The organism is Kistimonas scapharcae, assembly GCF_039540975.1.
Taxonomy (GTDB): domain Bacteria; phylum Pseudomonadota; class Gammaproteobacteria; order Pseudomonadales; family Endozoicomonadaceae; genus Kistimonas; species Kistimonas scapharcae.
This window is the reverse complement of the sequence record NZ_BAABFL010000467.1, coordinates 22907-49160: the sequence shown is the minus strand read 5'-3', so window position 1 is coordinate 49160 and position 26254 is coordinate 22907. Positions and strand designations below refer to the sequence as shown.

Annotated in this window: 29 protein-coding genes; 12 read left to right on the top strand and 17 right to left on the bottom strand. The window is 52.9% G+C overall.

What is annotated here, in order from left to right:
- Positions 1-309: 309 nt before the first annotated feature.
- On the bottom strand, positions 310-933 hold the full coding sequence (yihA, locus tag ABD892_RS22740) for a ribosome biogenesis GTP-binding protein YihA/YsxC (RefSeq protein ID WP_345198507.1): 624 nt from the start codon (positions 931-933) through the stop codon (positions 310-312).
- A gap of 112 nt (positions 934-1045) precedes the next feature.
- On the opposite strand from yihA, the gene ABD892_RS22735 reads away from it, so the two are divergent.
- From ABD892_RS22735 to ABD892_RS22720, 4 genes are all read left to right on the top strand, one after another.
- Positions 1046-1477 (top strand): c-type cytochrome, encoded by a 432-nt coding sequence (locus tag ABD892_RS22735; protein ID WP_345198506.1) that lies wholly within the window; start codon positions 1046-1048, stop codon positions 1475-1477.
- Positions 1478-1531: 54 nt separating this feature from the next.
- Entirely contained in the window at positions 1532-2140 is a 609-nt protein-coding gene (locus ABD892_RS22730; protein ID WP_345198505.1) for a c-type cytochrome, read from the top strand.
- A gap of 293 nt (positions 2141-2433) precedes the next feature.
- Entirely contained in the window at positions 2434-3096 is a 663-nt protein-coding gene (locus ABD892_RS22725; protein ID WP_345198503.1) for a thiol:disulfide interchange protein DsbA/DsbL, read from the top strand.
- A gap of 55 nt (positions 3097-3151) precedes the next feature.
- Entirely contained in the window at positions 3152-4021 is an 870-nt protein-coding gene (locus ABD892_RS22720; protein ID WP_345198502.1) for an endonuclease/exonuclease/phosphatase family protein, read from the top strand.
- On the opposite strand, the gene ABD892_RS22715 is transcribed toward ABD892_RS22720, so the two are convergent.
- The 12 genes from ABD892_RS22715 to ABD892_RS22660 all read right to left on the bottom strand — a co-directional run bounded on the left by ABD892_RS22715 (position 4000) and on the right by ABD892_RS22660 (position 15189).
- Positions 4000-4632: a hypothetical protein gene (locus ABD892_RS22715; RefSeq protein ID WP_345198501.1), complete on the bottom strand. Its 633-nt coding sequence runs from the start codon at positions 4630-4632 to the stop codon at positions 4000-4002. The two genes, ABD892_RS22720 and ABD892_RS22715, sit on opposite strands and share 22 nt — an antisense overlap.
- Before the next feature lie 242 nt (positions 4633-4874).
- On the bottom strand, positions 4875-6065 hold the full coding sequence (locus ABD892_RS22710) for a hypothetical protein (protein ID WP_345198500.1): 1191 nt from the start codon (positions 6063-6065) through the stop codon (positions 4875-4877).
- Between the two features lie 172 nt (positions 6066-6237).
- A complete protein-coding gene (gene hemW / locus ABD892_RS22705; protein ID WP_345198498.1) occupies positions 6238-7377 on the bottom strand; it encodes a radical SAM family heme chaperone HemW in 1140 nt (379 codons plus the stop codon).
- 81 nt (positions 7378-7458) lie between these two features.
- Positions 7459-8061, bottom strand: a complete 603-nt coding sequence (locus ABD892_RS22700; RefSeq protein ID WP_345198496.1) for an XTP/dITP diphosphatase — start codon at positions 8059-8061, stop codon at positions 7459-7461.
- 8 nt (positions 8062-8069) lie between these two features.
- The gene (locus ABD892_RS22695) at positions 8070-8510 is read right to left on the bottom strand and encodes a DUF4426 domain-containing protein (protein WP_345198495.1); all 441 of its coding nucleotides are present in this window, start codon (positions 8508-8510) and stop codon (positions 8070-8072) included.
- Complete coding sequence (metW, locus tag ABD892_RS22690) at positions 8510-9115, bottom strand: methionine biosynthesis protein MetW (protein ID WP_345198494.1); 606 nt, start codon at positions 9113-9115, stop codon at positions 8510-8512. Before metW ends, ABD892_RS22695 begins: the two co-directional genes overlap by 1 nt.
- A complete protein-coding gene (metX, locus tag ABD892_RS22685; RefSeq protein ID WP_345198493.1) occupies positions 9115-10296 on the bottom strand; it encodes a homoserine O-succinyltransferase MetX in 1182 nt (393 codons plus the stop codon). Before metX ends, metW begins: the two co-directional genes overlap by 1 nt.
- Positions 10297-10355: 59 nt before the next feature.
- Positions 10356-10730, bottom strand: coding sequence for a DUF2306 domain-containing protein (locus tag ABD892_RS22680; protein ID WP_345198492.1), 375 nt, complete (start codon positions 10728-10730; stop codon positions 10356-10358).
- Positions 10731-10813: 83 nt separating this feature from the next.
- On the bottom strand, positions 10814-12775 hold the full coding sequence (locus tag ABD892_RS22675; protein WP_345198491.1) for a dynamin family protein: 1962 nt from the start codon (positions 12773-12775) through the stop codon (positions 10814-10816).
- A 179-nt stretch (positions 12776-12954) separates the two neighbouring features.
- The gene (locus tag ABD892_RS22670) at positions 12955-13527 is read right to left on the bottom strand and encodes a YggT family protein (protein ID WP_345198490.1); all 573 of its coding nucleotides are present in this window, start codon (positions 13525-13527) and stop codon (positions 12955-12957) included.
- Positions 13528-13635: 108 nt separating this feature from the next.
- Entirely contained in the window at positions 13636-14454 is an 819-nt protein-coding gene (gene proC / locus ABD892_RS22665) for a pyrroline-5-carboxylate reductase (RefSeq protein ID WP_345198489.1), read from the bottom strand.
- A gap of 39 nt (positions 14455-14493) precedes the next feature.
- A complete protein-coding gene (locus tag ABD892_RS22660) occupies positions 14494-15189 on the bottom strand; it encodes a YggS family pyridoxal phosphate-dependent enzyme (RefSeq protein WP_345198488.1) in 696 nt (231 codons plus the stop codon).
- Positions 15190-15361: 172 nt separating this feature from the next.
- Between ABD892_RS22660 and ABD892_RS22655 the strand changes: the two genes are divergently transcribed.
- Positions 15362-16396, top strand: coding sequence for a type IV pilus twitching motility protein PilT (locus ABD892_RS22655; RefSeq protein ID WP_345198487.1), 1035 nt, complete (start codon positions 15362-15364; stop codon positions 16394-16396).
- 41 nt (positions 16397-16437) lie between these two features.
- A complete protein-coding gene (locus ABD892_RS22650) occupies positions 16438-17568 on the top strand; it encodes a PilT/PilU family type 4a pilus ATPase (protein WP_345198508.1) in 1131 nt (376 codons plus the stop codon).
- A gap of 27 nt (positions 17569-17595) precedes the next feature.
- Here the strand turns inward: ABD892_RS22650 and ruvX are convergent, their stop codons facing one another.
- Positions 17596-18060, bottom strand: coding sequence for a Holliday junction resolvase RuvX (gene ruvX / locus ABD892_RS22645; protein ID WP_345198486.1), 465 nt, complete (start codon positions 18058-18060; stop codon positions 17596-17598).
- 143 nt (positions 18061-18203) lie between these two features.
- Between ruvX and ABD892_RS22640 the strand changes: the two genes are divergently transcribed.
- A complete protein-coding gene (locus ABD892_RS22640; protein ID WP_345198485.1) occupies positions 18204-18752 on the top strand; it encodes a hypothetical protein in 549 nt (182 codons plus the stop codon).
- A 13-nt stretch (positions 18753-18765) separates the two neighbouring features.
- Here ABD892_RS22640 and ABD892_RS22635 read toward each other — a convergent pair whose 3' ends face one another.
- From ABD892_RS22635 to gshB, 3 genes are all read right to left on the bottom strand, one after another.
- Positions 18766-19341: a YqgE/AlgH family protein gene (locus ABD892_RS22635; protein WP_345198484.1), complete on the bottom strand. Its 576-nt coding sequence runs from the start codon at positions 19339-19341 to the stop codon at positions 18766-18768.
- Between the two features lie 48 nt (positions 19342-19389).
- The gene (locus tag ABD892_RS22630; protein ID WP_345198483.1) at positions 19390-20265 is read right to left on the bottom strand and encodes an energy transducer TonB; all 876 of its coding nucleotides are present in this window, start codon (positions 20263-20265) and stop codon (positions 19390-19392) included.
- 182 nt (positions 20266-20447) lie between these two features.
- Positions 20448-21392 (bottom strand): glutathione synthase, encoded by a 945-nt coding sequence (gene gshB, locus ABD892_RS22625; protein ID WP_345198482.1) that lies wholly within the window; start codon positions 21390-21392, stop codon positions 20448-20450.
- Between the two features lie 246 nt (positions 21393-21638).
- Between gshB and pilG the strand changes: the two genes are divergently transcribed.
- The 5 genes from pilG to ABD892_RS22600 all read left to right on the top strand — a co-directional run bounded on the left by pilG (position 21639) and on the right by ABD892_RS22600 (position 26223).
- A complete protein-coding gene (gene pilG, locus ABD892_RS22620) occupies positions 21639-22025 on the top strand; it encodes a twitching motility response regulator PilG (protein ID WP_345198481.1) in 387 nt (128 codons plus the stop codon).
- Between the two features lie 106 nt (positions 22026-22131).
- Entirely contained in the window at positions 22132-22497 is a 366-nt protein-coding gene (gene pilH / locus ABD892_RS22615) for a twitching motility response regulator PilH (RefSeq protein WP_345198480.1), read from the top strand.
- 117 nt (positions 22498-22614) lie between these two features.
- On the top strand, positions 22615-23157 hold the full coding sequence (locus ABD892_RS22610; RefSeq protein WP_345198479.1) for a chemotaxis protein CheW: 543 nt from the start codon (positions 22615-22617) through the stop codon (positions 23155-23157).
- 100 nt (positions 23158-23257) lie between these two features.
- Positions 23258-25327: a methyl-accepting chemotaxis protein gene (locus tag ABD892_RS22605; protein WP_345198478.1), complete on the top strand. Its 2070-nt coding sequence runs from the start codon at positions 23258-23260 to the stop codon at positions 25325-25327.
- A 29-nt stretch (positions 25328-25356) separates the two neighbouring features.
- Positions 25357-26223: a CheR family methyltransferase gene (locus tag ABD892_RS22600; protein ID WP_345198477.1), complete on the top strand. Its 867-nt coding sequence runs from the start codon at positions 25357-25359 to the stop codon at positions 26221-26223.
- Positions 26224-26254 lie beyond the last annotated feature (31 nt).

The window sequence follows — 26254 nt, the reverse complement described above, 5'->3', positions numbered from 1 at the left end:
GTTTTGTGCAAAAACTGTACTCTGTTGCCAAAAGTACGGCCAGCTTGCTCACATTCCCAAGGTTAAGCGGGATTTAAGGTATTATTAATTTCGCTTGTTTTTATGGGGATTCCTGACTGATTTCAGCCGTTGTTAATGGGAACAATCCAGCCTGTGAATGGTCAAATGACTGTAATGCCAGTGAGCATCACCCCCCATGTGATGATCCATCACGGGTATTGCACCATACCGTCGGTTATCGGAGCTCCGACGTTTGCTCCGGCTCATCCGTTCCAGGAGGCCGGAGCCTTTTTTATTCAGTCTCAGCCATTATTCGGCATCATCGGCCAGTAACCAAGAATCCAGCCGGGCGGACAGCTCTTCAACGCCGGTGCGCTTGAGGGAGGAAAACAGCTGGATACTCAGCTGATCACCCCATTCTTTCAGATCATTACGGATTTTGATCAGCGTACTCTTGGCGGCGCCAAACTTCAGTTTGTCAGCCTTGGTCAGCAGGATATGGATGGGCATCTGGCTGTCCCGGGCCCAGTCCAGCATGATCTGGTCAAACTCCTTCATGGGATGGCGGATATCCATCAATAACACGACACCGACCAGGCTCTGGCGCTTTTCCAGGTATTCGCCGAGGTGTTTCTGCCAGTCCTGCTTCATGGCGACAGGCACCTTGGCATAGCCGTAGCCGGGCAGATCGACCAGGCGGTGTTCCTCATCAATGGGGAAGAAATTGATCAGCTGGGTGCGTCCCGGCGTCTTACTGGTGCGTGCCAGGCTGCTGGAACCCGTGAGCGTATTCAGGGCACTGGACTTGCCGGCGTTGGAACGACCGGCAAACGCCACTTCCCGGCCGGTATCGGCAGGACACTGGTCCAGCCGCGCGGCACTGGTCTCGTATCGTGTTGTACGATAGTTTAGGCCGGTCATCTGTTCAGACATGAAAAGAACTCATTTACGGTGAAAATCGGTTAATTGACTACCTGCAATCGGCGCGGACACGGATTACCATGTTCTGATTGCAGGGTCGATAGTATATAATGCTGACGCTATAGTGCGAGCCGGTCATAAGCTCAATCACAACGATAAAGGTGTTGCACTGCAGTGGAAGACGGAAAAGCAGCCTGTTCATGCCCGGCATGACAAAGGACAAAACCGGATTTCGCTGTCTGATGAGGCGGATATGAAAATACTAACCAGAAGCGTTCTGCTGATCGCAGCCGGCCTGATGTCCCAGGCGGCGGTTGCCGGACAGACCCCGGAATCCGTATACCAGAAAGCCTGTAAAATCTGTCATGACACGGGTGTGGCCGCGGCGCCCCGGAAGGGCAATGCCGCTGACTGGGAGACCCGGCTGCAGTTGCCGATGGAAACGCTGGTGAACAGCGTCGTCCAGGGCAAGGGGGCGATGCCTCCTAAAGGTATGTGTATGGATTGCACAGCCGAGGATTATGAGGCGGTAATCCGCTATATGTCTGGGCAATAGATCTCTGAATACAGAACGGTAACGCGCTGGATTAGCCGAAAAGCTGGGTTTGCTATGAAAAAAATCATTCTGAGTCTTGTGGTGTCTCTGGGGGTGTCGGGTGTTGTGCAGGCGGGTAGTGGGGATCCGCAGGCAGGCAAGGAAAAAACCGCTGTCTGTGCGGCCTGCCATGGGCCAACCGGTAACAGCATGGCGCCGAATTTCCCCAAATTGGCCGGCCAGGGTGAGGGGTACCTGGTCAAGCAGATCCAGGATATCAAGTCCGGTGAGCGCAAGGTGCTGGAGATGACCGGCATGGTGGACAACCTGTCTGACCAGGATATTGCTGATATTTCAGCTTTCTACGCCAGCCAGGCCGTCAGTGTAGGTCAGGTGGATCCAAAACATATCGCTCTGGGCGCGAAACTGTATCGGGGTGGTGATGTGGATCGGGGGATTCCGGCCTGCTCCAGCTGCCATTCGCCGACCGGTAAGGGCAATAGTCTGGCGAAGTTCCCGCTGTTGTCCGGTCAGCACCCGGATTACATTGGCAAGACACTGCGTGATTTCCGTGAAGGTGACCGTGTGAATGATGGGGATACCAAGATCATGCGTACCATTGCTGAGAAACTCAGCAACAAGGAAATCGATGCGCTGGCCAGCTATATCAATGGTCTGCACTGATCTTCCGGTTGAACCAGAAAGGCGGCTTGAGAGCCGCCTTTTTTGTGCCTGAAATTCACATCCATCGCTCAATGTGGGCACTCTGTCTTATCCGCAAAACGCTGGTGCCTGTTTATTCAGCGTATACGGCACTATTGTTTTGAAAGCTTGTCTATTGTGGACGGAGGTGAATGACATCCTGAGTGGGCCGAGAATGTCGGTACAACAGGTGCCAATACCGATACTTCCGAATATTTCTTTTTGCTATATAGATCACACATAAATACATCATGTTTGGAGCAGTGGAGAATCGTATGCGAAAGCTGTTATGTGGGCTGATCATGGCCATCGGCCTGATGTTTGTTCAGGCCCAGGCGGATGAGTACCGGGCAGGCCAGCAATATAAAGTGCTGAAAGAAGCGGTGTCTGTTGAACAAACGGACGGAAAAATCGAAGTCGATACCATCTTCTGGTATGGCTGCCCCCACTGCTACGATCTGGAAAAGCTGATCCCTGCCTGGAAAAAAACGCTGTCAGCGGATGTGGATGTGGTGAAAACACCGGTTATTTTTGGTCGTCCTTGGCAACCCCATGCGCAGCTTTTCTACACTTTAGAGGAAATGGGATTGGATGAGACCGCCAATACCGCTATTTTCGAAGCCGTCCAGAAGGAAGGCAGGCGGCTGGACAAACCGGCTGACATGGCGGATTTCCTGAATGAGCACTTCAAGGTCAACAAGGAGACATTCCTGAAGACCTATGACTCTTTCGGTGTACGCAACCAGTCCCAGAAGGCGTATGCTAAAGTCCGGGGCGCCCAGCTGATGGGAGTACCCGCCCTGATTATCGACGGACGCTACGTGGTGGATCCACAATCTGCCGGTGGGCTGGAGGAAATGCTCAAGGTCGCCGATGCACTGGTAGAGAAGGTTCGCCGGGAAAAGGCGCCAAAGCAGAAAGCCGCAACAGCCGGTTAAGTCGGTTTTCTGATTCTGGTGTGTTCCGGGAGCCGTACAGACGCAGGTAAAGTCGTTGAATGCTATCCGCGGGCTATTGGCCCACCACAAGACAGGTCGTGGTTTTCATCAGGGGCAGGTGGTTTCCGCCAGCGTTGATGATGCCGTTCAGGATGCGGCCCGGAACACCGTCAAGCTGCTGAGCTTTAATATCCAGGTGGGTATCAATACCCAGCAGTACCGTCACTACCTTACCCGCAGTTGGCAGCATATCCTGCCGACGTCCGCCCGCGTCACCAATCTTGACCAGATTGCCCGTCTGATCAGCCCCTACGATATTGTCGCCATTCAGGAAGCGGATGGCGGCAGCCTGCGCAGCGGGTTTATCAACCAGATTGAATACCTGGCCCATCGAGCCCGTTTCCCTTTCTGGTATCAGCAGCTTAACCGTAACTTGGGGCGGATTGCCCAGCACAGCAATGGCCTGCTGACACGGCAGGAGCCACTGGATCTTGAAGACCATAAGTTGCCTGGCCTCTTGCCGGGCCGTGGAGCGATAGTGACGCGGTTGGGGTCAGTGGACAATCCATTGCTGGTGGTCATGATGCATCTGGCGCTGAGTCAGAGAACCCGGAACAATCAGCTGGCTTATATCCGAGATCTGATTGAAGGCTGTGAGCATGTGATTCTGATGGGGGATATGAATACCCATGCAGAACAACTGATGGGGCACTCACCGCTTAAAGGGAGTGATTTACGGCCTGCGTTATGGAATGACAACACCTTTCCCAGCTGGCGTCCCCGCAAGTCCCTGGATCATATCTTTCTAAGTTCATCCTTGGCGGTTCGGGATTATGGCGTGGTGGATTTTGCCCTTTCTGATCATTTGCCCGTTTCAGTTGAAATAGAGTTACCAGAGGGTTTTTATCTGACAACACCTGTCTGAGGTTGGCTATCTTGATCCTTTAATGCCAAGTATCTTCTTTCAAGATCTTTGAAGTCGTCATCGTCGTAACTGATCTCTTCTCCCCTGTGATCAGGTAAAGTGACTTCACTATCAGAATCTTCTAATGGATCATTATGACGTTTTTGGCGCTTCAGTTGTGGAGCTGCCCAGTCATCATCTTCATATGTTGATTGTTTTTTAATGGCAGGGTTCAGTAGAGTGTATAAATCGTCGGTCAGTGTTTCTTCTGGAATAAATGTATTATTAATCAGTAGGTTGTTGAGGATTGAATCTCTTTCTATTTCATTCGGGATGTTATCGACATTAGTGTTAATATTTTTAATTAACCTGGAGATGGAGTCGTCAAGATTTTTTAATGGGGTGAGTTGGATAGGGCTATAGTTTAATTCTTCCAGTTGGAGCCTTAGTGCCAGTTGGTGATCCCTGATTAAATTCAAATCATTCCATAGTGTTCTTACTGTTTCGACATCAAATTCATTTCCAATGCTTAATAGTGAATGATCAATTCGTCTTTGCTCCAGCATATCTATGTCTGATTTTAGCTGTTGATTTGAATTAATAACCAATCGCCCTTTTTCAGCTGTAGACATCAAGTTCCACTTTTTAAAAAGGGCTCCCTTCGGTCTATCGACAGATGGTTTGAAGCTGCTTTTATGAGGACATCTTGTAGTTAATTCAAGATTTGAGTTATACGACCTATCCATATCATACCATTGTTTATATCAGTAAAACGGGGCTGTTATTGAGACTGATTAGCATGGCAGAAAGTTCCAATATTTCGTATAAATAAACGAAGCTTATTGCATGAATGCATCAGTGTTGTTAGCGTTTCTTACTCTTCACCGTCTTTTATATGGGGTAATGGAGCACGATCAACGCTTGATAATAGCGAGTCAGCGCTTCTATAAGTTTTTAGCCTGGTCGTGGAATCGACACTATGCCGACGTCGCTTCATAACAGGAGAATGGGGTTCATCTTCATCATCACTACTATGCAGCTCCCGAATTGTTAATCCAGGAGTCTCTCTCCAAGGTACACGAGTGTCATAATCCGTTGGCCACATGTCGTCGTCTTCCGCCTCATCATAGGTGTGTCGCATTTGGCTTGTTGAAAATAATGAGCCTGTCTCATCCTCTAACAAGTGATCCTCAGAGAATTGAACTAGTTTTTTTATTTCCCTGTCATAATAAAAATTATTAATTGCTGCATAGACAGGATGAAAATTCTGATCACCACTGGCTATCCATTCGGATAACTGATCATCTGTCGCATGGCTGAAACTGGCCAGTCGTTTGAGGGGGTGGCTAATGTCGAGGCTCTGTTGTGTTTCAAGTTCATAGGCTCTGACGAGATTATGGGCATTGGTAAGAATGGGTCTAGTGATTGTTAAACCAAAATCTTCATAATTATCATCGTAGTGGCCCGCCTCTTCTAAACCTGATAATTGATTGAGTTGATGCTCTAATGCTGTATTTGTTTTTTCGAAACCTATTTTTGGGATATCCGTAAAATCAATAGTGCTATCTGGCCGAATGTTGGTATTTTTAAGAAGTTCTGGTATGGCTTCAAGTTTAAGTTGCATTATTCTTGCTTCAGGTGTGGTTCTATATTTCCCTTCTTTTTCGATTCCATATAATTCTTCTCTTACTCGGGCGCATTCAGTTTGGAAGTATTGATTAAGCCCTCTGATGGGATGATTATCGGTAATCTCATACCCATATTCCTCGAGTTGCACAATGGTTGCATACAGAGTATCAGCAAAGTCCTGAAAGCACTCCCAATATTCCTTGGCAGCATCATCTTCAATAATCTCACCTAGGATCGCTACTCGTCTAGTGTCGAGTGTACGGTATAGATTTGTCAGATTTTCCTGTAAACAATTGTTTGTCAGGATTTCCAGCTGTTCACTGGAAAGATCGCCAAGTAGCGTTCTGCCATCGACTACTGGATCTGACTTCTTCTGAGCAACATAAGATCCATGAAGATGACGTATAGGTGTAAGAAGTTTTTCAATAATCATCATTAACCTCGGTCTGGTGCTTATAATCTACCTGTATTGATTAGTGTTTTTGACAATGATTATCTAATGGAAGTTCCTAAAAAAAGCTGAAAAGTGAGCATGGTAATTATATGCTCACTTTTTATAGTCAGTATTCTTATATGCATTTTTCCGAATAGCGCTAAGTACTGTTTAATTATCCAAAAAGTGCCAAGGCATCATTCAAAAACAGGCTGCCTTTGTCAGTGGGCAGTATTTTTTTATTCTTTATGGTTATTAGGCCAAGTTCTATCGCATGCTCAATTGGCTCGCTAATTTCGTGATAGGGTATCCCTGTTCTGCTACCGAAATAGTCAATATCGACACCATGATGCAGTCGCAGGGCATTCATCATGAATTCAAGGGGCAGATCCTCTTTGATCAGCACTCTGTTGCCGGCTTCAAAGGGCTTGGCAGGATTGAGGTAATCCGCCGGTAACCGGGTCTTCCAGTTTCGTAGGATTACGCCCTCTTCCAGCAAGGTGAGCTTGCCATGGGCTCCGGCGCCGATCCCGATGTAATCGCCAAATTGCCAGTAATTCAGGTTGTGTCGGGATTGGCGGCCCGGTTGGCTGTAAGCGGAAATTTCATATTGCTGATAGCCGGATTCTGCGAGCAGTGCCTGACCCGCTTCCTGAATATCCCAAAGGGTGTCATCTTCCGGCAAGGCCGGCGGCTTTGAGTAAAAGACGGTATTGGGTTCAATGGTCAGCTGGTACCACGAGAGGTGTGTCGGTTTGAGCGCAAGGGCGGTTTTCAGGTCAAAGAGGGCATCGTCCTGGCTTTGATTGGGCAGACCATGCATAAGGTCCAGATTGATATTGGTAAAACCGGCAGCAAACGCCATTCCCACCGCACGTTGAGCTTCTTCTCCATGATGAATACGGCCAAGCTTTTTCAGCTTGTCATCCTGAAAACTCTGGATACCGATAGACAGCCGGTTAATACCGGTTTGCCGGAACCCAGTGAACTTGTCCTGCTCAAACGTTCCGGGGTTCGCTTCAAGGGTGATTTCGATCTCGTCGCTGAAATCGATATGCTGGCGCAGCCCGGAAAACAGTCGCTCGTAGGCACTGGGGGATAGCAGGCTCGGGGTGCCGCCACCGATGAATATACTGTGCAGGGTTCTGCCCTGAATCGCATTCAGAGAGGTTTCAAAATCCTGCAGTAGCGCGTTTACATAGTCCCTTTCCGGCAGCTCGCCTTTGGCTGTATGGGAGTTGAAGTCGCAGTAGGGACACTTTTGGATGCACCATGGAACATGAACGTAGAGACTGAGAGGAGGAAGGGTCAGCAAATTGGTTACCGCCAGCAATAACAGGGACTGAAATCATAAGGGACGGGCACGCCGGACACTATGACCAGCGTGCGCAGAGGATTATGCCGTGAGCTTTTCTGCCAGCTGCCGCATGGCCATCGCGCGGTGGCTCTGGCTGTTTTTCTGCTCCGGTGTCAGTTCGGCTGCCGTGCTGTGCATGCCGGGCACGAAGAAGACCGGATCATAACCGAAGCCATGATCACCCCGGGGTTCTTCGATGATATAGCCTTCCCAGGTACCCTGACAGATCAACGGCGTCGGATCATTGGCATGGCGCAGGTAGACCAGCAGGCACTGGAAACGTGCTGTTCGTTCAGAGACGGGCAATCCCTGGAGTGCTTTGAGCAGCTTTTCAATATTGTCCGCATCCGAGGCATTCTCACCAGAATAGCGACTGGAGTATATGCCGGGTGCGCCATTCAGAGCGTCGACTTCCAGTCCGGAATCATCTGCAATAACCGGCAGACCAGAGGCTTCCGCCGCCGCCCGTGCCTTGAGAATCGCGTTTTCGACGAACGTCAGCCCGGTTTCTTCCACACCCGTGACCCCGAACTGCTTCTGGGTCAGCATCTTGATGTTATGGGCGCCCAGCAGGTGCTGGAACTCCGCCAGCTTGCCGTGGTTGCCGGTGGCGAGGACGATCTGTCGAATCTCTGAGGACATGGATGCTGTCAGCCTTCGTAGAATGTTCGTGAGAAGCGGACGGTCATCGGGCCGCCGTCCTCCTGCTCGGGTGTCACCGTCACGGTGAACCGCAACAGCTCTTCATTGATGAAACGGAACGGCGCCAGGTAGTAGACCGCTTCCCCTTCATCAATCAACCGGAAGGTCAGGGCTTCTTTCTGCTGTAACAGGTTGACCGCCTCGCCTTTGATGTCTGCCTTAACCGGCTTGCCCTTGTAGTGTACGGCGATATTGACCAGCCCGGTACGTTTGTCACGTGTCAGAGCATAGCTCTTTGCGACCTGGGGTGTCACAAATGTACTGTTGAATGGGGAGTAATGAATTACGTAATCGCCGAACCGTTTTGTCGACGCCGGTTCACTGGCAACCGCTGTGTTGAGGGACAGGAGCAGAGACAGGAACAGCAGGGATGAGCGTACAGGTCGCATCAGGCAGCCTCGTTGTGTCGACACAGGTGATAGATGGCAATTTCGCCAAACAGGTTCGGCATGGCACGGCCCAGTGCCGGGCTTTCATGCTCCCGGTTGGCCACCAGGCGGTTGAGAATCTTCAGGTTGCTCTTGCGGCAGAGATCCTCGAAATCCCGGAAGGTGCAAAAATGGATGTTCGGGGTGTCATACCAGGTGTAGGGCATGAACTTGGAGACCGGCATTTTCCCCCGCAGGGTCAGATGGGTTCGGCAGCGCCAGTGGCCGAAGTTGGGAAAGGTGACGATGCATTCCTTCCCAACCCGCAGCATTTCCTCCAGCACCAGGTGCGGAAAACGCATCACCTGCAGGGCCTGGGTCATGATCACGGTATCAAAGGTGTTATCACCAAAGTTCTTGAGCCCGTGATCCAGATTTTGCTCAATCACATTCACCCCTTTGGTGATGCAGGCCTGGATATTCTCCGGATTGATTTCCAGCCCGTAGCCCTGCACGTTGTGGCTGGTGGTCAGCTGGTTTAACAGGGCGCCATCACCACAGGCCAGATCCAGTACCCGACTTTGGGGCTTGATCCAGTGCTGTATGAGTTCAAAGTCCTTACGCATCAGCAGACCTCCTCAGCGATACGTCCCAGATAAGCCTGCAGGGTGTCCATGTAGCGGGGAATGGCCATCAGAAAAGCATCGTGCCCCTGGGGTGCATCGACTTCCAGATAGGAAACCGGCTTTTTAGCGGCCAGCAAGGCATTCACAATTTCCCGGGAGCGATCAGGCGCAAAGCGCCAGTCTGTTGAAAAAGACAGTACCAGGAAGCGGGCCGTGGTGTTTTCCAGCGCTTTGACCAGGTCATGATCAAACCGGGCGGCGGGATCGAAGTAATCCAGTGCCTTGGTCATCAGGAGATAACTGTTGGCGTCGAACCGGCCAGAGAAGGCTTCGCCCTGGTAACGCAGGTAACTTTCCACCTGGAACTCCGCGCCGAAGTCGAAGTTGATCTTGTCCTGTTTGAGTTCCCGGCCGAACTTGGCGCCCATGGCGTCATCGGACAAATAGGTGATATGGCCGACCATGCGTGCCAGCATCAGCCCATTTTTGGGAATGACGCCCTGTTCCTGGTAATGACCATCATGGAAGTTTTCATCGCTCATGATGGCGCGGCGGGCCACTTCATTGAAGGCAATGTTCTGGGCAGACAGTTTCGGTGCTGATGCAATAACGACGGCATGGCAAAGCCGTTCCGGATAACGGATTGTCCACTCCAGCACCTGCATACCACCAAGGCTGCCGCCAACCACTGCCGCCCACTGCTGAATGCCCAGCTGATCGGCCAGGCGCGCCTGGCTGTCTACCCAGTCATCCACAGTCACCACCGGAAAAGTGGGACCCCAGGGGCGGCCTGTTTCCGGATTGATGCTGGTGGGACCGGTGCTGCCATGACAGCCACCCAGATTATTCAGGCAGACGACAAAGAAAGTATTGGTATCAATGGGTTTGCCCGGGCCGATGGCGGTATCCCACCAACCGGGTTTGCGGTCTTCGGGGGAGTGGTAACCGGCCGCATGATGATTGCCGCTCAATGCATGGCAGATCAGGATAGCGTTGGATGAATCGACATTGAGTTCGCCATAGGTTTCGATCATCAGATCAAACTGCGGCAGAACTCGGCCACAACGCAGGTGCAGGGGATCGGCAAAGTGCAGCTTGCGCGGCTCGACGAGTCCCACGGAATCTTCAGGCAGACTGCGGACAGGGGGCGCATCCCGCTGCTCGGCGGCAACATCTGTCATGGCGAATTTGTTCGAATTATTGCAGGTTTGGCAAGTCTAAAGGAGCCGGGATGGCGGGTCTAGCCGCCAAAGAGTATCTGGTTCAGGTAACGTCCTGGTGCAAGCGTGCCCACACCGGCGCCGACCAGACCGATATAGGCACCGATAGAATAATACTTATGTTGTTTAATTCGGTGCCGCCAGGCGGCAAGCGTAGAAATGATCACACAAATGATGATCCACGCTGACAGGATATGAATAGGGCCAAAACTGAGCCAGAGAGGCATGAAGCTTTTTATCCAGAAAGACGACAGTGCTGTTATTAACATCGCAATCATCCAGGAACGGCCAAGGTAACGATGCTGTTGGATTCCTTTAGGGAAAGCCAGCTGTAAACCACCGACGACAATGGCATAGACGGCGGCCACAAGGTGTATTGCGATGGGCGTATTCATTGTCTTTTGAGACTATCACGGTAGATGATAAAGCATAGCCTGAAGCAGACTATTGGTATGCCATTCGTGGCGTGATGGCCTGATCAGGCCATCACGGGGCGCTCATGGAGAACCACCACATTGCTGGATTTGGTAGGACTGATTCGCTGTCGGGTATTTTTTAGAATATGGTCAATTTTTACCAGCTGATGCTCGGTATCCGCCAGAAACTCATCCAGTTTGCCCAATAGCTGCTTGCGGTTGGCGTTGTCCCTGTTGAGGCTTTTTAGCTGTACCAGTTGCCGCTCCAGCAACTGTTTTTGTTCCAGAGCGTGCTGGGTCAATGGTAACAGCGCCTGATCTGCCCATTGCCCGGTATCCGTTTCTATGCGCTCATGCAGGGCAATCACTTCGCGTACCAGCGTATTAAAGAATCGTCGTATAACGAGGTGCTGCTCGGTTAATACAGTACTGAGTCGTTTACCGAAATGGTCTGCTTTGATTCTGATGGCGTTTAGCTCTTTCAGATAATCGTCTGTCAGAAACAGCGTTGGATAAAGCGTATGACCGTCAGCATCGGCATGCCGTTCATAGATAGACTGAACCAGCCGGTTTGCCAGCCGTGCCTCAATGCTGAGCTGATGAATATCATCCTGCACATAGAGGAAGAAACGGGTGATGGTCTGGTTAATACCAACCGTGGTCAGACTCTTTAACAGGAGTGTGTGGACTTTCCTGACACGCTCCTGAAACAGGTCGGTACGGCAGGCTCTAATCAGTGCCCTGCCCTGCTGCTGTACCAGCCGACGACTGGATTTTAACGCCAGAAGCCGTTTGTGGTGCTGGTTATACTGGATACGTGTTTGCTCTGTGAGTTCTGCAACCAGTAGCTGATCATCCTTACGGCTACCGTTGAGCTGCCGCTGTCGGGTATAAAGATCCTGAAGACGCTTTTCCAGTAGTTGACGGCTGTTGTCCAGCAGATGGTGCAGATCATTGACGACACAGCCCTCCAGCAACTGCTCCTGGTGATGAATCAACTCCTGACTGAGCAGGTGCTCCAGTGTTTCTATGCCGCTGCTGGTGACGAGTGCCGGACGCCCTTTCAGTTTGCCGGTCAGCGCCCGACGGGCACTGACAGCGATGATCTCATCGGGTCGAAGGCCAAGCTGACGGGCGGACGTGTCCAGAATAGCGGATCGAATATCCTGTTGCTGGGTTGGAGTGAGCAGCTCATCATCCAGCAAATCAATCTTGTTCAGCACAGCAAACAGGCTGGAGGGACGGTTTTGCTGGATGGTTTGGATTGGATCCTGCCAGATGGCCATATCGCTGGCAGTGACGCCGGTATCTGCGCTTAGTAAGTAAATAATGGCGTCAGCCGAAGGCAACATGTTCAGTGTTAGCTCCGGTTCCAGGCCCAGGGCATTCAGGCCCGGGGTGTCCAGAATACGAATACCCTTGCTCAGCAAAGGATGATCAATATTGATCAGGGCGTGTCGCCACGCAGGGATTTTTACACAGCCGTTATCTGCTTTGCTGAACTGCAGGTGTTCGGGTTCAAATCCCAGCTGAAGGGCTTTCTCTTCAGTCACGTCGAGGGTTTCTGCCACCCGTGCGAGAGCCACGCCCAATGCGTCTGTATCTTCCGTTGGCAGGGGTATTTCGTGCCATTGGTCGTGGGAATGCTGTAATTCTGCGAGGGACGTTGCCTGTAACCGGGTTGTTATTGGCAGCAGTCGGATTGAGGTCGGTTTTCCCGGCTCATGGAAGAGCTCGGTTGGGCACATGGTGGTGCGACCGGCACAGGAGGGCAACATTCGGGCGTGTTGGTTGCCGAAAAACAGGGCGTTGATCAGTTCGGTTTTACCCCGGGAGAACTCACCGACAAAGGCTATCGTGATGGTTTTACGGCGCAGGCTCTCATTGGCCTGAGACAGCCGACGATCCAGCTCAGGTGTCAGCAGGTGGTTATGAACCAACCAGGATTGATAGCGGGTGACCTGGGCCAGTAAATGCTGTTTCCAGTCAATAAAGGCGTCAAACTGTGATTCCAGTCTTCCCATGACGCGATCCCCCTCACCCTCAGGCAGGCTGCATAGTTATTGTTCGTGCGCAGATAGCGGGCACGATTATATAGTGATAATCCGAGGGAGGCTAACTATGTGGTCAGGATTGGTTTTGAGAACAATAAAAACCCGTAGGACAGCTACGGGTTTTTGAAGACGCCAATGTTTCGAAGGCTTTATAAACCGGGAAGCCCAGGAATAATGGCGGGTAGTGCATTCTTGATCATGACGATCAGGATAACGAGTACCATCAGGGAGAAATCCAGTCCGCCCACCGGGGGAATCACACGGCGGATACGACTGCTTAGTGGTTCGGTCAGTTGATGCAGCAGGATCAGTGCCGGGTTATAACTGCCGGGTGCCACCCAACTGGCGATAGCGATGATGATCAGGCTGAACATGTAAATATTCAGCAGGGTATTTAGCAGCTTGAAGATCGAAATCGCCAGTACCTGCCCCACCGGGATCACCGAGGGAATGTAGCCGTGAATGCCAAGTAATAGGTAGACAATCACGATCTGAACCAGCAGAGCCAGGATCAGAGCCGCGACATCCATACCCTTGAAACCGGGAATCAGGCGGCGCAACGGGTTCAGTAAAGGCCCCGTGACCTTCACGATGGCCTGGGAGATGGGATTGTAGAAATCCGCCCGTACCAGTTGCAGCAGAAAGCGGATCAGCACAGCCATAACAAACAGGCTGCCGATGGTTTCCACCAGGAATGATAGGGAGCTGGTCAATGGTGACATGTAATCGGTAACTCTTCAGTAGTCCGGATTTTCACACTATGGGGGTGCTGCAACCGAGTTGCAACAGCCCTGCCTTAATCTTATCCACCGTTAACACGGATGGAAACGTCAGTCCTGTTTGGCCAGCTCCCGAGAACGTCGCTCGGCCGCATCAAGGGCAGACTGTACCAGTGTACGGAATTCGCCTTGCTCAAACGTATTGATGGCTTGCTCGGTGGTACCGCCGGGGGAAGTAACGCGGCGACGCAGCTCGGCGGCCTCGACATCCCCTTCGGTTGCCATACGTGCTGCGCCGAGTGCTGTCTGCAGTGTCAGCGCCGTGGCTGTCTCTGGTGGCAGACCCAGTTGTTTGCCAGCATTGATCATGGATTCCATCAGCAGGAAGAAGTAGGCCGGGCCACTGCCTGATAGCGCTGTAACGGCATCAATGGCGCTTTCTGAATCCAGCCACTGGCTGATACCGACGGCATTCATGACAGTCTCCGCCAAAGTTTTTTGTGCTTCTGATACCTGTGGGTTGGCATACAGTCCGCTGGCACCGCAGCCAACCAGTGCCGGCGTGTTTGGCATGCAGCGGATAATGGGGAGATTGCCGCCACTCCAGTCATTGAGGCTATCGATGGTGATGCCGGCAGCAATAGAGACCAGCATGGGCATGGCATCCTGCAGCGCTGGCGCCAGCTCTGTCACTACGGGTTTCATGACCTGCGGTTTGACCGCGAGAATCACCACATCTGCTTCCCGTACGGCGTCGCTGTTGTTTTCGGCAATCTTGATACCAAACCGTGCTTTCAGCAACTGAAGCGTCTCCAGACCCGGATCAGAAGCGATAATACGCTCAGGATCATAGCCATTGCTGATCAATCCACCGATAATGCTGCCAGCCATGTTGCCGGCGCCGATAAAAGCCAGTGTTGCTGTGGTCATGCTGTTGTTCCGGTTTGGTGTTAATTATGCCGTCAGGAATTACGAATAATCCCGTGCGCCAAACAGTGCGGTGCCAATGCGTACCATCGTAGCGCCCTCTTCTATTGCGGCCTCCAGGTCGTTGCTCATTCCCATGGACAAGGTATCCAGCGCTTGCTCAGGCCAGCGGTCCTGAAGCGTTGCCAGTAATGCTGACATGGCCCGGAATGCGGCATGTTGGGCTGCCGGATCATCCGTGGGTATGGGGATCGCCATCAGGCCACGCAATGCCAGGTTGGGTAGCGTCACGATCTCTGCCGCCAGGGATTGGGCATCTTCCGGCGAAACACCGGATTTGGTGTCTTCATCACTGATATTCACCTGAATGCAGATGTTCAGTGGTGGCAGATGCCCTGGCCGCTGTTCGCTCAGGCGCTGGGCGATTTTCAGGCGGTCGACGCTGTGCACCCAATCGAAGTGCTCTGCGACGGCACGGGTTTTGTTGGACTGCAGAGGGCCGATAAAGTGCCAGCAAATATCGACAAGATCCTGAAGGGCCTGAATCTTGTCGATACCCTCCTGCACATAGTTCTCACCGAAATCCCGCTGACCGGTATGCCAGGCTTCGCGCACCAGACGGGCAGGCTTGGTTTTGCTGACCGCCAGAAGTTTGACAGCGCCGGCTCTTCCACAGGCGTTTTCTGCGGCATGAATCCGGTCACGGACCTGTTGAAATTGGGTTTCAATTGCAGACATGGCTATGTAATGATACTTCCCGTCTTTGCCGGGTACGGCTGAAAACCGCAAGAATACCACCACCTGTGTGGAAAGAAGAATCAGGCCGTGACCTAGCTATTCTTAAAAGAAGACTGCAGGCGCAATGCTTCAATGCGTCTGGCCAGAGAATAACAAGACCCCGGGGGGAGTCATGGACATTACCGAGCTGCTGGCGTTTGGTACCAAACAGGGCGCGTCCGACCTGCATCTGTCTGCAGGCCTGCCGCCCATGATTCGTATCGACGGCGATGTGCGCCGGATCAACCTGCCTGCCATGGACCATAAACAGGTGCATGGCCTGATCTACGACATCATGAATGATAAACAGCGTAAGGACTATGAAGAGTACCTTGAGACGGATTTTTCCTTCGAGGTACCGGGTGTGGCCCGTTTCCGGGTTAACGCCTTCAACCATGGTCGAGGCGCTGGTGCTGTATTCCGGACCATTCCCAGTAAAGTGCTTTCCATGGATGAGTTGGGCATGGGGCAGATTTTCAAGGATATTTCAGTCCTTCCTCGAGGACTTTGTCTGGTGACCGGGCCAACCGGTTCCGGTAAGTCCACCACATTGGCGGCAATGCTGGATTATGTGAATGAAAACAAATACGGCCATATCCTGACGGTGGAAGATCCGGTCGAATTTGTTCATGAGTCAAAAAAATGCCTGGTTAACCAGCGGGAAGTCCACAGGGATACCCTGGGATTTGATGCGGCACTCCGTTCTGCGCTGCGGGAAGATCCCGATATTATCCTGGTGGGTGAGATGCGGGACCTGGAAACCATCCGTCTGGCCCTGACCGCGGCGGAAACCGGGCATATGGTCTTTGGCACCCTGCATACAACGTCAGCCGCCAAGACGATTGACCGTATCGTCGACGTATTCCCCGGTGAGGAGAAGGCGATGGTGCGTTCCATGTTGTCGGAATCCCTGCAGGCGGTTGTCTCCCAGGCACTGCTGAAGAAGATTGGTGGTGGCCGAGTTGCTGCGCATGAAATCATGATCGGCACCCCCGCGATACGGAACCTGATTCGCGAGGACAAAATAGCCCAGATGTATTCCGCGATTCAGACCGGGGGTAACCTTGGTATGCAAACGCTGGATGGATGTCTCAAGAATCTGCTCCAGAAAGGGATTATCACCCGGGAAGCTGCGCGTTCGAAGGCGAAGAATCCAGACGATTTTTAATGCACAGTCCACACATAAAGCGAGATACGTGAATGAGCCATATGGATCTCAACCCCTTGCTGAAGCTGATGGTGGATAAGCGCGCCTCGGATCTGTTTATCACCGCTGGCATGCCGCCTTGCATGAAAGTGGCGGGCAAGATTATACCGGTCACCAAAAACCCCATGTCGCCTGAGAAGTCTATGGAGACGGTGCTCGGTGTCATGAGTGAGAAGCAACAGAAAGAATTTCACACCAATCACGAATGTAATTTTGCGATCAATGCCAGTGGCATCGGGCGGTTTCGGGTCAGTGCCTTCTATCAGCGCAATCTGGCAGGTATGGTGCTGCGCCGGATTGAGACCAAGATTCCAACGGTGGAGGAACTGGGTGTCCCGGAAGTCATAAACCAGCTGGCGATGACCAAACGTGGGCTGATTATCTTTGTTGGTGCCACGGGGCATGGTAAGTCCTCGTCACTGGCGGCGATGATTGGACACCGGAATGAAAACAGCCATGGCCACATCATTTCCATCGAGGATCCGATTGAATTTATCCATCAGCATAAGGGGTGCATTGTCACCCAGCGCGAAGTGGGTATTGATACGGAATCCTTTGAAGTCGCGCTGAAGAATACCCTGCGGCAGGCGCCGGATGTCATCATGATCGGCGAGGTGCGGACGCGGGATACCATGAACTACGCGGTTACATTCGCAGAGACCGGCCACTTATGTCTGGCGACCTTGCATGCGAACAATGCCAACCAGGCGCTTGATCGGATTATTCACTTTTTCCCATCGGACCAGCATCAGCAGGTCTGGAATGATCTTGCTCTCAACCTCAAGGCAATTATTGCCCAGCAACTGGTCAAAACCCCTGATGGCAAAGGGCGTAAAGCTGCTACGGAGATTCTGATCAATACGCCACTCGCCGCAGATATGATCCGTAAAGGAAATGTTCACGAACTGAAAGGGCTGATGGCGCGGTCGAATGAAGTGGGGATGCACACCTTCGATCAGTCATTGTATGAACTGTATAACAATGGCGAAATCACCTATGAAGATGCCATTGCCCATGCAGATTCTGCCAACGATCTCCGGCTGATGATCAAGCTGGGTTCAGAAACGGATGCCGAGCATCTGAACTCTATGTCTAGCGGTCTTACCATTGAGGATGATGGTGAATCTCATTAAGTCGATCAGGCACCCACCCGGGTAGTGTCATGATCCGGGTGTTGCTCTGATCAACCAGCAGGCGTTGGCGGGATCATTCATCCAACTCTCCAGAATCATTTGTGCCGCCATGCTGTCAACAGGGTTGTCGCCGTAGCTGCCGGTATGACCCAGTCTTCCTGCCCACTCTTTTGCTTCATACGTGCTCAATCGCTCATCTGCCGCATGCCAGGCTTTACCGAATCGACCGTAAAGACGGTTGCCGAATTTGCGGGCTCGTTGTGACATCTCTGATTCTGTGCCGTCCATATTCAATGGCATGCCAATGACGAAAGCATCGGGTTGCCACTCATCAATCAGGCGCTTCACCTGTTGCCAGTCAGGGATACCGTCACGGGCTTTCAGGCCCGGTAAGGCGGTTGCGGTGCCAGTCACGGACTGGCCGATGGCAACACCGATGTTGCGGGTGCCGTAGTCAAATGCCATCAGAGTTCTTGCGGGTTCTGCTTTCATGGGTCACGTATAGCCGTGGATTAAGCGCGGATTATATGACAGACCGGTCATCTGTGCTGCGCAATGTCAGATTACAGCTATGCTGGTGGTTCAACTGCGTTATTTCTCTCCTTTCGTCCCAGGTTGTTATAGAGGTACGGATTATGGACAACCATGAATTTATTATCCGAGAACTGCTGGAAATGGGTGTGGATGTCACGCCCGGCTACCCGTTTGCCGCCTGCTTTGTGGATGCAGCTGATCGGGTCGTGGTAACGGCCTGTAGCGCCTGTCACATCAGTCCGCTCTATACCGCAGAGGCATTGGCGGTGCATATGCTATGTACCCGTTACAGCGCCCGGGATGGGCAGGCGTTAACGCTGTTCTCAACCGCCTTGCCGGAGCCGGTTGGGTTAGGTGCGATTCATTGGGCCAATGTGATGGGCTACAACATTAATCAGGTTATTTATGGCGCTTCACGGGAAACGATCAGCCATATCTGGGGTGGTGATAAGGAAGTGGCATGCTCTGAGCTGATCGGGCAGTTAAAATCATCAGGTATCGAGATTACAGGCCCGGTTATAGAAGATGAATGCCGCAATGTCTTTGAGATGGGTAAGGGGCTGATTGATGGTGGAGAGTGTCCGGTACTATCACTGGAACTGGAAGATTTTTGGATGGCCGGAGACTGGTTGGATCTGGATATTGAATAACATCAAGTCGTCTTCAGGCATGCCCTGCTTCATGACTGAGTAAGTCAAGGTTCACACCAATCTTTGCGGCGGCCTTGATCAGGCGCTGGTCAATGGGGGTATTGAAAAGAATATCGGTATCTGCCGGGCAGGTGAGCCAGGTATTTTGCGAGATTTCCTGCTCCAGCTGGCCGGCGCCCCAACCGGCATAGCCCAATGCTATCAATGCCATGTCTGGCCCATCGCCTTCTGAAATGGCTTGCAGAATATCACGGGACGTCGCCAGTGACAGAGTGTCTGTTACCGGCATGGTGGCGTTCCAGCGTCTGTTATCGCGACTGTGAAGGATGAAACCGTGCTCAATGTCCACCGGGCCGCCGGCGAAAACCGTATCGTGGAAATGGGATGAGCCGGGTGAGATGGTGATATCGATATGCATGAGCACATCCCCTAAACAGAGACTGGTTGGACGGTTGATGACCAATCCCATTGCACCCTGTTCATTATGTTCACAAAGATAGGTCAGGGTGCCGCTGAAATTCGGATCAGCCAACTGCGGCATGGAGATCAGAAAATGGTGACGCAGGCTGTTACCCGTTGACTGATTCATGGGGTGTATCCTGGTGATGAGTGAACCGCCTGCAGCAGGAAAGGGCGTTTAGCCGCTGTATATCCGGTCACCGGGTTCGAAGCGCCAGGTCCGGATGATTTCGATGATATCCTTCTCCCGCAGATCGTCAGGGAATGGGGCAAAAGGCGCGGCCAGCTCAACGATTCGGATAGCGGCATCATCCAGAACCTTATGACCGGAAGAGCGCAGAACCTCTATTTTGTTCAGGGTACCGTCCCGGTTGATCTGGACAGCCAGTTCCAGCTGGCCATACAGTTTCTTGCTGCGAGCAGACTCAGGATAGTTGATATTACCGATCCGCATGACTTTCTTGCGCCAGGCTTCCATATACCAGACGCCGTCGCTCTGCCGTGTTGACGCGGCATTGAGGCGCAGGATGCGGGGGCGCTTGGCATAGGCGTTGCGCTGCTCATAGAACTCTGCTTCCAGGCTGGCGATTTCAGCGCGTAAATCGATTTTTGGGCGGGGTGTGTTATTTTCCCTGATGGGGCTTTCTTTCTGCTTACCGGCGCCCTCTTTGATACGTTGATTCGAAACGGCAGCGGTCACCTTGCGGGAGGTGTCTAGCGTTTGTCTCTGTTGCTGCTCGGTTTGCTCCCGTAGTTCCACTTTTCGGATCTCATTATCCTGCACTGGTGCTTGCAGCTGATCGCTGGACGGGCGGGCTGCTTCTTCCAGGCTACCGCTGCCTTCCTGGTTGACCTGAGCCAGGTAATCCGCCTTTTCCGGCGCTTTTTCACTCTGGAAGCTGGCCAGTGTCACCTCAATGGTTTTGGCGGGTTCGGGATTGTCGTGCAGCGTGAAGCCTACGCCAAGAATGATGAGCGCATGCAGGGCGACTGCCAGGAGCAGGGTAAAGCTTAATCGGTCTGCTGTTGTGACCGGTGCCGTTGCTTGTGCCATGTTTGGTGGACTTGTCTTGTTATCCATACCCCGGGGATCAGGGTTACTGCAGTGACTTTCACTCTGCCAACATCAACCGGAAAAGTCCATGAAGCGTGTGCCGGAGTATGACAGGCTAAGCATTTTATTGTTCTCTATCTGGCATCGATTAGGATGCCAGACAGTCTGATACATCCGGCCAGTTATCGTTTCTCGGCAATTTTATCCATCAGCATGTCGGCAATGCTGATATCGAACTGGGTATCCAGCTCCCGGATACAGGTTGGGCTGGTGACGTTGATCTCGGTGAGATAATCACCAATCACATCCAGCCCGACAAACAGTAACCCCTTTTCTTTCAATACTGGGCCGACCTGCCCGGCAATCCAGCGATCCCGGTCAGAGAGTGGCTGTCCTACACCACTGCCGCCAGCGGCCAGGTTGCCCCGGGTTTCGCCTTCGGCCGGAATCCGCGCCAGTGCGTAAGGTACCGGTTCCCCGTCAATCATCAGGATTCGCTTGTCGCCTTGCTTGATCTCGGGAATGAACTTCTGCGCCATGATCTGGCATTGGCCCCGTTCGGTCAGGGTTTCCAGAATGACGCTGACATTGGGGTCATCGGCTTTGACCCGAAAGATGGAAGTGCCACCCATACCATCAAGCGGTTTGAAAATGACATCCTGGTGGCGTGCGGCGAATTCCCGCAGGCGATTCATGTCGCGGCTGACCATGCAGTCGGTACAGCATTGTGGAAACAGGGTTGCGAAGAATTTCTCGTTATAGTCCCGCAGACTCTGGGGCTTATTAACGATCAGGGTGCCGGCGCGTTCCGCCTGTTCCAGCAGGTAGGTGCTGTAGATGAACTCGTTATCAAACGGTGGATCCTTACGCATCAGGATCACATCCAGCTCGGCCAGTTCACGGATCGTTGCCGGTTCCAGCGTGAACCAGTCTTCCGGATCAGCCCTGACAGTCAGCTCACTCATCGACGCCTGTGCGACGCCATTTTCCTGGAACAAGTCGCCCTGCTCCATGTAAAACAGTTGCCAGCCCCGTTTCTGGGCGGCCAGCAGCATGGCCAGGGAGCTGTCTTTCTTGTAACTGATGGCGGCAATAGGATCCATCACAATGCCGAGCTTAATGGTCATTCCGATTCTCTGTGCAGATAATGGATGGCGGCATTGTATCAGATGTACAGGCTTACAGAGCCCCTGTTTCGGGCTTTTGTTTCTCCCTCTTTCCGGTTCTTGTCGCCGGATGGGGAATTTGTATTTACCGTGATGAGGTCGGTAGAATGCCGTAGTAATGTGTGATAAAAAGTGGCTTCTACGCCGCAAGGCAGACAATAACAAGAAGCATGGCAGATGCACTGACCCGGTAGGGAAGGGCCAAGAATGAGCGATAACTTTGAGAATCTGCGGATAATGGTCATTGATGACAGCAAGACCATCCGCCGTACTGCAGAAACGCTGCTCAAGAAGGTCGGCTGCGATGTTGTCACCGCCATTGACGGCTTTGACGCGCTGGCCAAGATTGCCGATACCCGCCCGCATATCATCTTTGTCGATATCATGATGCCCCGCCTCGATGGCTACCAGACCTGTGCCCTGATCAAGAACAACAGCACTTTCAAAGGCACACCGGTCATTATGCTGTCGAGTAAAGACGGGCTGTTTGACAAGGCCAAGGGGCGCATTGTCGGCTCAGACAAGTACCTGACAAAACCGTTCAGCAAGGACGAATTGCTGGATGCGATACGGGAATATCGACCGGCCGCATAACGTATAAAAGCGATGAATACAGTCAGGGCCAGACTGTTGTGATAACGAATAAGCAAGCGCATCCCAATCAGTTTATGGGAATGCGTGAAGAAACACTGGGGGAACCATGGCGCGAGTACTGATTGTTGATGACTCTCCAACAGAAACAGCGATTCTGGAAAAAGTCCTGAAAGCGAATGGGCATGAAGTGCTCAAGGCGGACAATGGTGCGGATGGCGTTGCCCTGTGCCGGGCCGAAAAGCCGGATGCGGTGTTGATGGATATTGTTATGCCCGGTCTGAATGGTTTCCAGGCGACGCGCCAGCTGTCACGGGATCAGGCAACCAGCCATATCCCGGTCATTATTGTGACCACCAAGGATCAGGAAACGGACCGGGTCTGGGGTGAGCGCCAGGGCGCCAAGGGCTATCTGACCAAACCGGTGGATGCTTCCAATCTGATCAAGAAGCTGAATGACGTCATGGTCGCGTGAAGCGGCTCCTCACATGCAGGTTGACATGATAACGATAACAAACGTGCAAACCGTGCATCTCTCTTACTCTCCCTGCCCTGTGCAGGGTTTCGTGGTTTCGGACGGACGGGGTCTGGTATGAGTACACCGTTTGAGCTGTTGCTTGACCTTGATCAGCGTGCCCGCGCCAACAGTGATGGTCTGCCTGCCCAGCAGGACCTGAAACAGTACTGGAGTGGTGTGGGTTTCTCACTGGCCGGCGAGCGCTGTGTGGCGCCTCTGTCAGAGGTGGCTGAAATTCTTCACGTGCCAGACAGCATAACGCTGGTGCCCGGGGTGAAATCCTGGATGAAAGGCGTTGCCAATAGCCGGGGACGTTTGTTGCCCGTGATGGATCTGGGTGAGTTTCTGGGACTTGAGCCTTCGTCTGCCAGTACCACCCGTCGCATCCTGGTGCTTGAACAGGGTGACTTGATCTGCGGCCTGATTGTCGATGGCGTTCAGGGCATGCAGCATTTTGAAGCAGATACTTTTTCTGACTGTATACCGGCCAGTACGTCGGAGGCACTGCAGCCATTCCTGGCGGGCAGCTACCAGCGGGAAGCGTCCTACCTGGTGTTCAGTCTTCTCACGCTGGCAGAGCATGCCAGTTTCATGCAGGTGGCGCTGGAGACGGCCTGACAGTCGGACAGTGTCGAGTGTCTCTGGGGAATGGCTCTGTAGAGCCCTGACTGAATAAAGCAAGAACAATGACTTCCAGGCCAGCGGGGGCCAGAGAGAAATGAAAGGCAAAGCAAAAGCAGCAAGCGGATCGCAGACAAACGGTGTCATCCTGACCCTGTTTGTTGTGTTGTTCCTGTCATTGGTTGCGATGATTGGGGCGTTCTGGCTGATCAACAAACAGTCGACACAGGACAAGGAATACATCGCACACGCGGGTGAATTGCGGGTTCTGTCGCAGCAGATAGCGAAGAACGCCACGGAAGCCGTATCGGGTAAATCCGAAGCCTTCCCGTTGCTCAAGCGGGCGCGGGATGAATTCCAGCGACGTTACAACTATCTGCACGCTGGCGATCCATCCATGGGGCTGCCTGCTGCCAGTGGCCAGTCTCCGGTGGTTGCTGAGCAGATGCAGGGCGTTACCGCAACCTGGAACCGTGTTCGGCAGAACACCGATAGCATCCTGGAAAGTCAGGAAACCGTTCTGTCACTCCACGATGTTGCTGCAACGCTGGCTGAAACCATTCCCCAGCTTCAGGTGGAATACGACGAAGTCGTGGAAATCCTGCTGGAAACCGAAGCGCCGGCAGAACAGATTTCCGTGGCCCAGCGTCAGCCCTGGTTGGCTGAGCGTATCGTTCGAAGCGTCAGCAAGGTGCTTGAAGGGGGCGAGGATTCTGTAATGGCGGCCGACAGTTTCGGTCGTGACGCTAAGCTGTTCGGACGGGTCCTGAACGGCATGCTGGAAGGCAATATTGCCATGAATATCTCACAGGTTGAGGATGAAGAAGCCATCGACCGTCTGGTGGAAATTGCCGATCTGTTTGAATTCGTTTCGGGTTCGGTAGATGAGATATTGGAAACCTCACCGGAACTGTTTCTGGTGCGTGAAGCCTCCGACCAGATCTTTGTGAATTCACAGCAGCTGCTGAAAAATACCTCCGATCTGGCCATGACCTTCGAACATCTGGGCGGTCAGCGTTCTGTGATTCAGGGTAATGAACTGACGGTTGCCGTACCAGGTCTCGTAGCGTTGGGTGCGATTCTGTTGATTGGCCTGGTCATGGTGGGCGGCACCCGTCGTCGTCTTGCTGAAACCGCTGCCAGCAATGAAGCGAACCAGGCTGCAATCCTGAGACTGCTGGACGAACTGGCTGACCTGGCCGATGGTGACCTGACCGTTACCGCAACCGTAACCGAAGATTTCACCGGTGCGATTGCTGACTCCATTAACTTCTCCATCGAACAGCTCCGGGCGTTGGTTAACACCATCAACGATACGGCGGTACAGGTCGCCAGTGCGGCGGATGAAACTCAGACCACGGCGAAACACCTGGCCGAGGCGGCGGAACACCAGGCGCAGGAGATTGCCGGTGCCTCCGCAGCGATTAACGAGATGGCGGTTTCCATCGATCAGGTATCTGCGAACTCCGCTGAATCGGCGTCGGTTGCGGAGCGATCGGTTGATCTGGCCAACAAGGGTAACGAGCTGGTTCAGAATACCATCTCGGGCATGGATACCATCCGTGAGCAGATTCAGGACACCTCCAAGCGAATCAAACGACTGGGTGAATCTTCCCAGGAAATCGGCGATATCGTCTCCCTGATCAACGACATTGCCGACCAGACCAACATTCTGGCACTGAATGCCGCGATCCAGGCCTCTATGGCGGGTGAGGCCGGCCGGGGCTTCGCGGTGGTTGCGGACGAAGTTCAGCGTCTGGCAGAACGGGCGTCAGCGGCGACCAAGCAGATTGAAGGCCTGGTTAAAACCATCCAGACCGATACCAACGAAGCGGTTATCTCCATGGAGCAGACCACCTCTGAAGTGGTTCGTGGTGCCGGTTTGGCTCAGGATGCCGGTGTGGCGCTGGAAGATATTGAGCAGGTTTCCAACAGCCTCTCGACCCTGATCCAGAACATCTCCAACGCAGCCCGTCAGCAGTCGTCTTCTGCGGGCCATATCTCCAACACGATGAATGTTATCCAGGAAATCACGTCCCAGACGTCAGCGGGTACCAATGCGACGGCACGGTCTATCGGTAACCTGGCGACCATGGCCAGTGGCATGCGACAGTCGGTGGCGGGCTTCAAGCTGCCGGAGTCGCCGGTGGATTCGATAGATTCCTGAGTCTGATGCCGGAGTAGCCTGATATGTCCATGCCTGGCTGGTCAGTGCAGCCCGTGCCGGAAATGACGCCGGAACAGTACGACAAGTGGCAGAACCTGCTTGAGGGTCGTACCGGCAACCATTTCAGCTGGCAGCGTCGCTCTATCCTGCAGGCCAATCTGGCCGGCCGGATGCGTGAGCTCGGACTGAATGATTATGACGCGTATTACCAGCGGGTCACGGCGCCGGACGGATCGCTGGAATGGACGACATTGGTTGAACGTCTGACGGTGCATGAAACCCGCTTTTTCAGGCACCAGCCGTCGTTTGAATTGATGACGTCCTTCCTTGAAAAGCGCATTGCTGAAAAACAGCAGTCAGGTCTGGAACTTTGGAGTGTTGGTTGTTCCACCGGTGAGGAAACCTGGTCACTGGCTATGACGGTCTGTCAGTTGCTGCGCCAAAGCGAACAGGTGCTTCGTTACAGCGTGACGGGCACCGACATCAGTCTCAAGGCGCTGGCCCATGCCCGTCAAGGTGAATATGCCCGGCGGCGTCTGGGCGATCTGCCAACAGAATTACAGCAGCGCTATTTTGAAGACGGCTCGGGCGAAGCCTTGACAATAGGCTCTTTGTTGCGGGAACGGGTCTGCTTTACCCGTGTCAATGTGCTGGATCTGGAGCGGGCGCCCATGAGCAATATGGATGTCATCTTCTGCCAGAACCTGCTCATATATTTCAGGCCCTGGCGCCGGCGGATCATTCTTGGACAACTGGCGGAGCGGCTGGCGCCCAACGGACTCCTGATTCTGGGCCCGGGCGAAATGACAGACTGGACGCATCCGGATCTGCAACAGGTCAACAATGACCAGGTACTGGCTTTTTACCGCCGGACTGGCGTGACCTGCAGTAAATAACTTAGGTGCAGCAGGGCTGCAACCAACGGGA

Excerpts from the sequence above, each read along its gene's own strand:
- yihA (WP_345198507.1), bottom strand. The coding sequence starts at position 933 with ATGTCTGAACAGATGACCGGCCTAAACTATCGTACAACACGATACGAG.
- ABD892_RS22730 (WP_345198505.1), top strand. The coding sequence starts at position 1,532 with ATGAAAAAAATCATTCTGAGTCTTGTGGTGTCTCTGGGGGTGTCGGGT.
- ABD892_RS22725 (WP_345198503.1), top strand. The coding sequence starts at position 2,434 with ATGCGAAAGCTGTTATGTGGGCTGATCATGGCCATCGGCCTGATGTTT.
- ABD892_RS22715 (WP_345198501.1), bottom strand. The coding sequence starts at position 4,632 with ATGTCTACAGCTGAAAAAGGGCGATTGGTTATTAATTCAAATCAACAG.
- ABD892_RS22710 (WP_345198500.1), bottom strand. The coding sequence starts at position 6,065 with ATGATGATTATTGAAAAACTTCTTACACCTATACGTCATCTTCATGGA.
- ABD892_RS22700 (WP_345198496.1), bottom strand. The coding sequence starts at position 8,061 with ATGTCCTCAGAGATTCGACAGATCGTCCTCGCCACCGGCAACCACGGC.
- ABD892_RS22695 (WP_345198495.1), bottom strand. The coding sequence starts at position 8,510 with ATGCGACCTGTACGCTCATCCCTGCTGTTCCTGTCTCTGCTCCTGTCC.
- metW (WP_345198494.1), bottom strand. The coding sequence starts at position 9,115 with ATGCGTAAGGACTTTGAACTCATACAGCACTGGATCAAGCCCCAAAGT.
- metX (WP_345198493.1), bottom strand. The coding sequence starts at position 10,296 with ATGACAGATGTTGCCGCCGAGCAGCGGGATGCGCCCCCTGTCCGCAGT.
- ABD892_RS22680 (WP_345198492.1), bottom strand. The coding sequence starts at position 10,730 with ATGAATACGCCCATCGCAATACACCTTGTGGCCGCCGTCTATGCCATT.
- ABD892_RS22675 (WP_345198491.1), bottom strand. The coding sequence starts at position 12,775 with ATGGGAAGACTGGAATCACAGTTTGACGCCTTTATTGACTGGAAACAG.
- ABD892_RS22670 (WP_345198490.1), bottom strand. The coding sequence starts at position 13,527 with ATGTCACCATTGACCAGCTCCCTATCATTCCTGGTGGAAACCATCGGC.
- proC (WP_345198489.1), bottom strand. The coding sequence starts at position 14,454 with ATGACCACAGCAACACTGGCTTTTATCGGCGCCGGCAACATGGCTGGC.
- ABD892_RS22660 (WP_345198488.1), bottom strand. The coding sequence starts at position 15,189 with ATGTCTGCAATTGAAACCCAATTTCAACAGGTCCGTGACCGGATTCAT.
- ABD892_RS22655 (WP_345198487.1), top strand. The coding sequence starts at position 15,362 with ATGGACATTACCGAGCTGCTGGCGTTTGGTACCAAACAGGGCGCGTCC.
- ABD892_RS22650 (WP_345198508.1), top strand. The coding sequence starts at position 16,438 with ATGGATCTCAACCCCTTGCTGAAGCTGATGGTGGATAAGCGCGCCTCG.
- ruvX (WP_345198486.1), bottom strand. The coding sequence starts at position 18,060 with ATGAAAGCAGAACCCGCAAGAACTCTGATGGCATTTGACTACGGCACC.
- ABD892_RS22640 (WP_345198485.1), top strand. The coding sequence starts at position 18,204 with ATGGACAACCATGAATTTATTATCCGAGAACTGCTGGAAATGGGTGTG.
- ABD892_RS22635 (WP_345198484.1), bottom strand. The coding sequence starts at position 19,341 with ATGAATCAGTCAACGGGTAACAGCCTGCGTCACCATTTTCTGATCTCC.
- ABD892_RS22630 (WP_345198483.1), bottom strand. The coding sequence starts at position 20,265 with ATGGCACAAGCAACGGCACCGGTCACAACAGCAGACCGATTAAGCTTT.
- gshB (WP_345198482.1), bottom strand. The coding sequence starts at position 21,392 with ATGACCATTAAGCTCGGCATTGTGATGGATCCTATTGCCGCCATCAGT.
- pilG (WP_345198481.1), top strand. The coding sequence starts at position 21,639 with ATGAGCGATAACTTTGAGAATCTGCGGATAATGGTCATTGATGACAGC.
- pilH (WP_345198480.1), top strand. The coding sequence starts at position 22,132 with ATGGCGCGAGTACTGATTGTTGATGACTCTCCAACAGAAACAGCGATT.
- ABD892_RS22610 (WP_345198479.1), top strand. The coding sequence starts at position 22,615 with ATGAGTACACCGTTTGAGCTGTTGCTTGACCTTGATCAGCGTGCCCGC.
- ABD892_RS22605 (WP_345198478.1), top strand. The coding sequence starts at position 23,258 with ATGAAAGGCAAAGCAAAAGCAGCAAGCGGATCGCAGACAAACGGTGTC.
- ABD892_RS22600 (WP_345198477.1), top strand. The coding sequence starts at position 25,357 with ATGCCTGGCTGGTCAGTGCAGCCCGTGCCGGAAATGACGCCGGAACAG.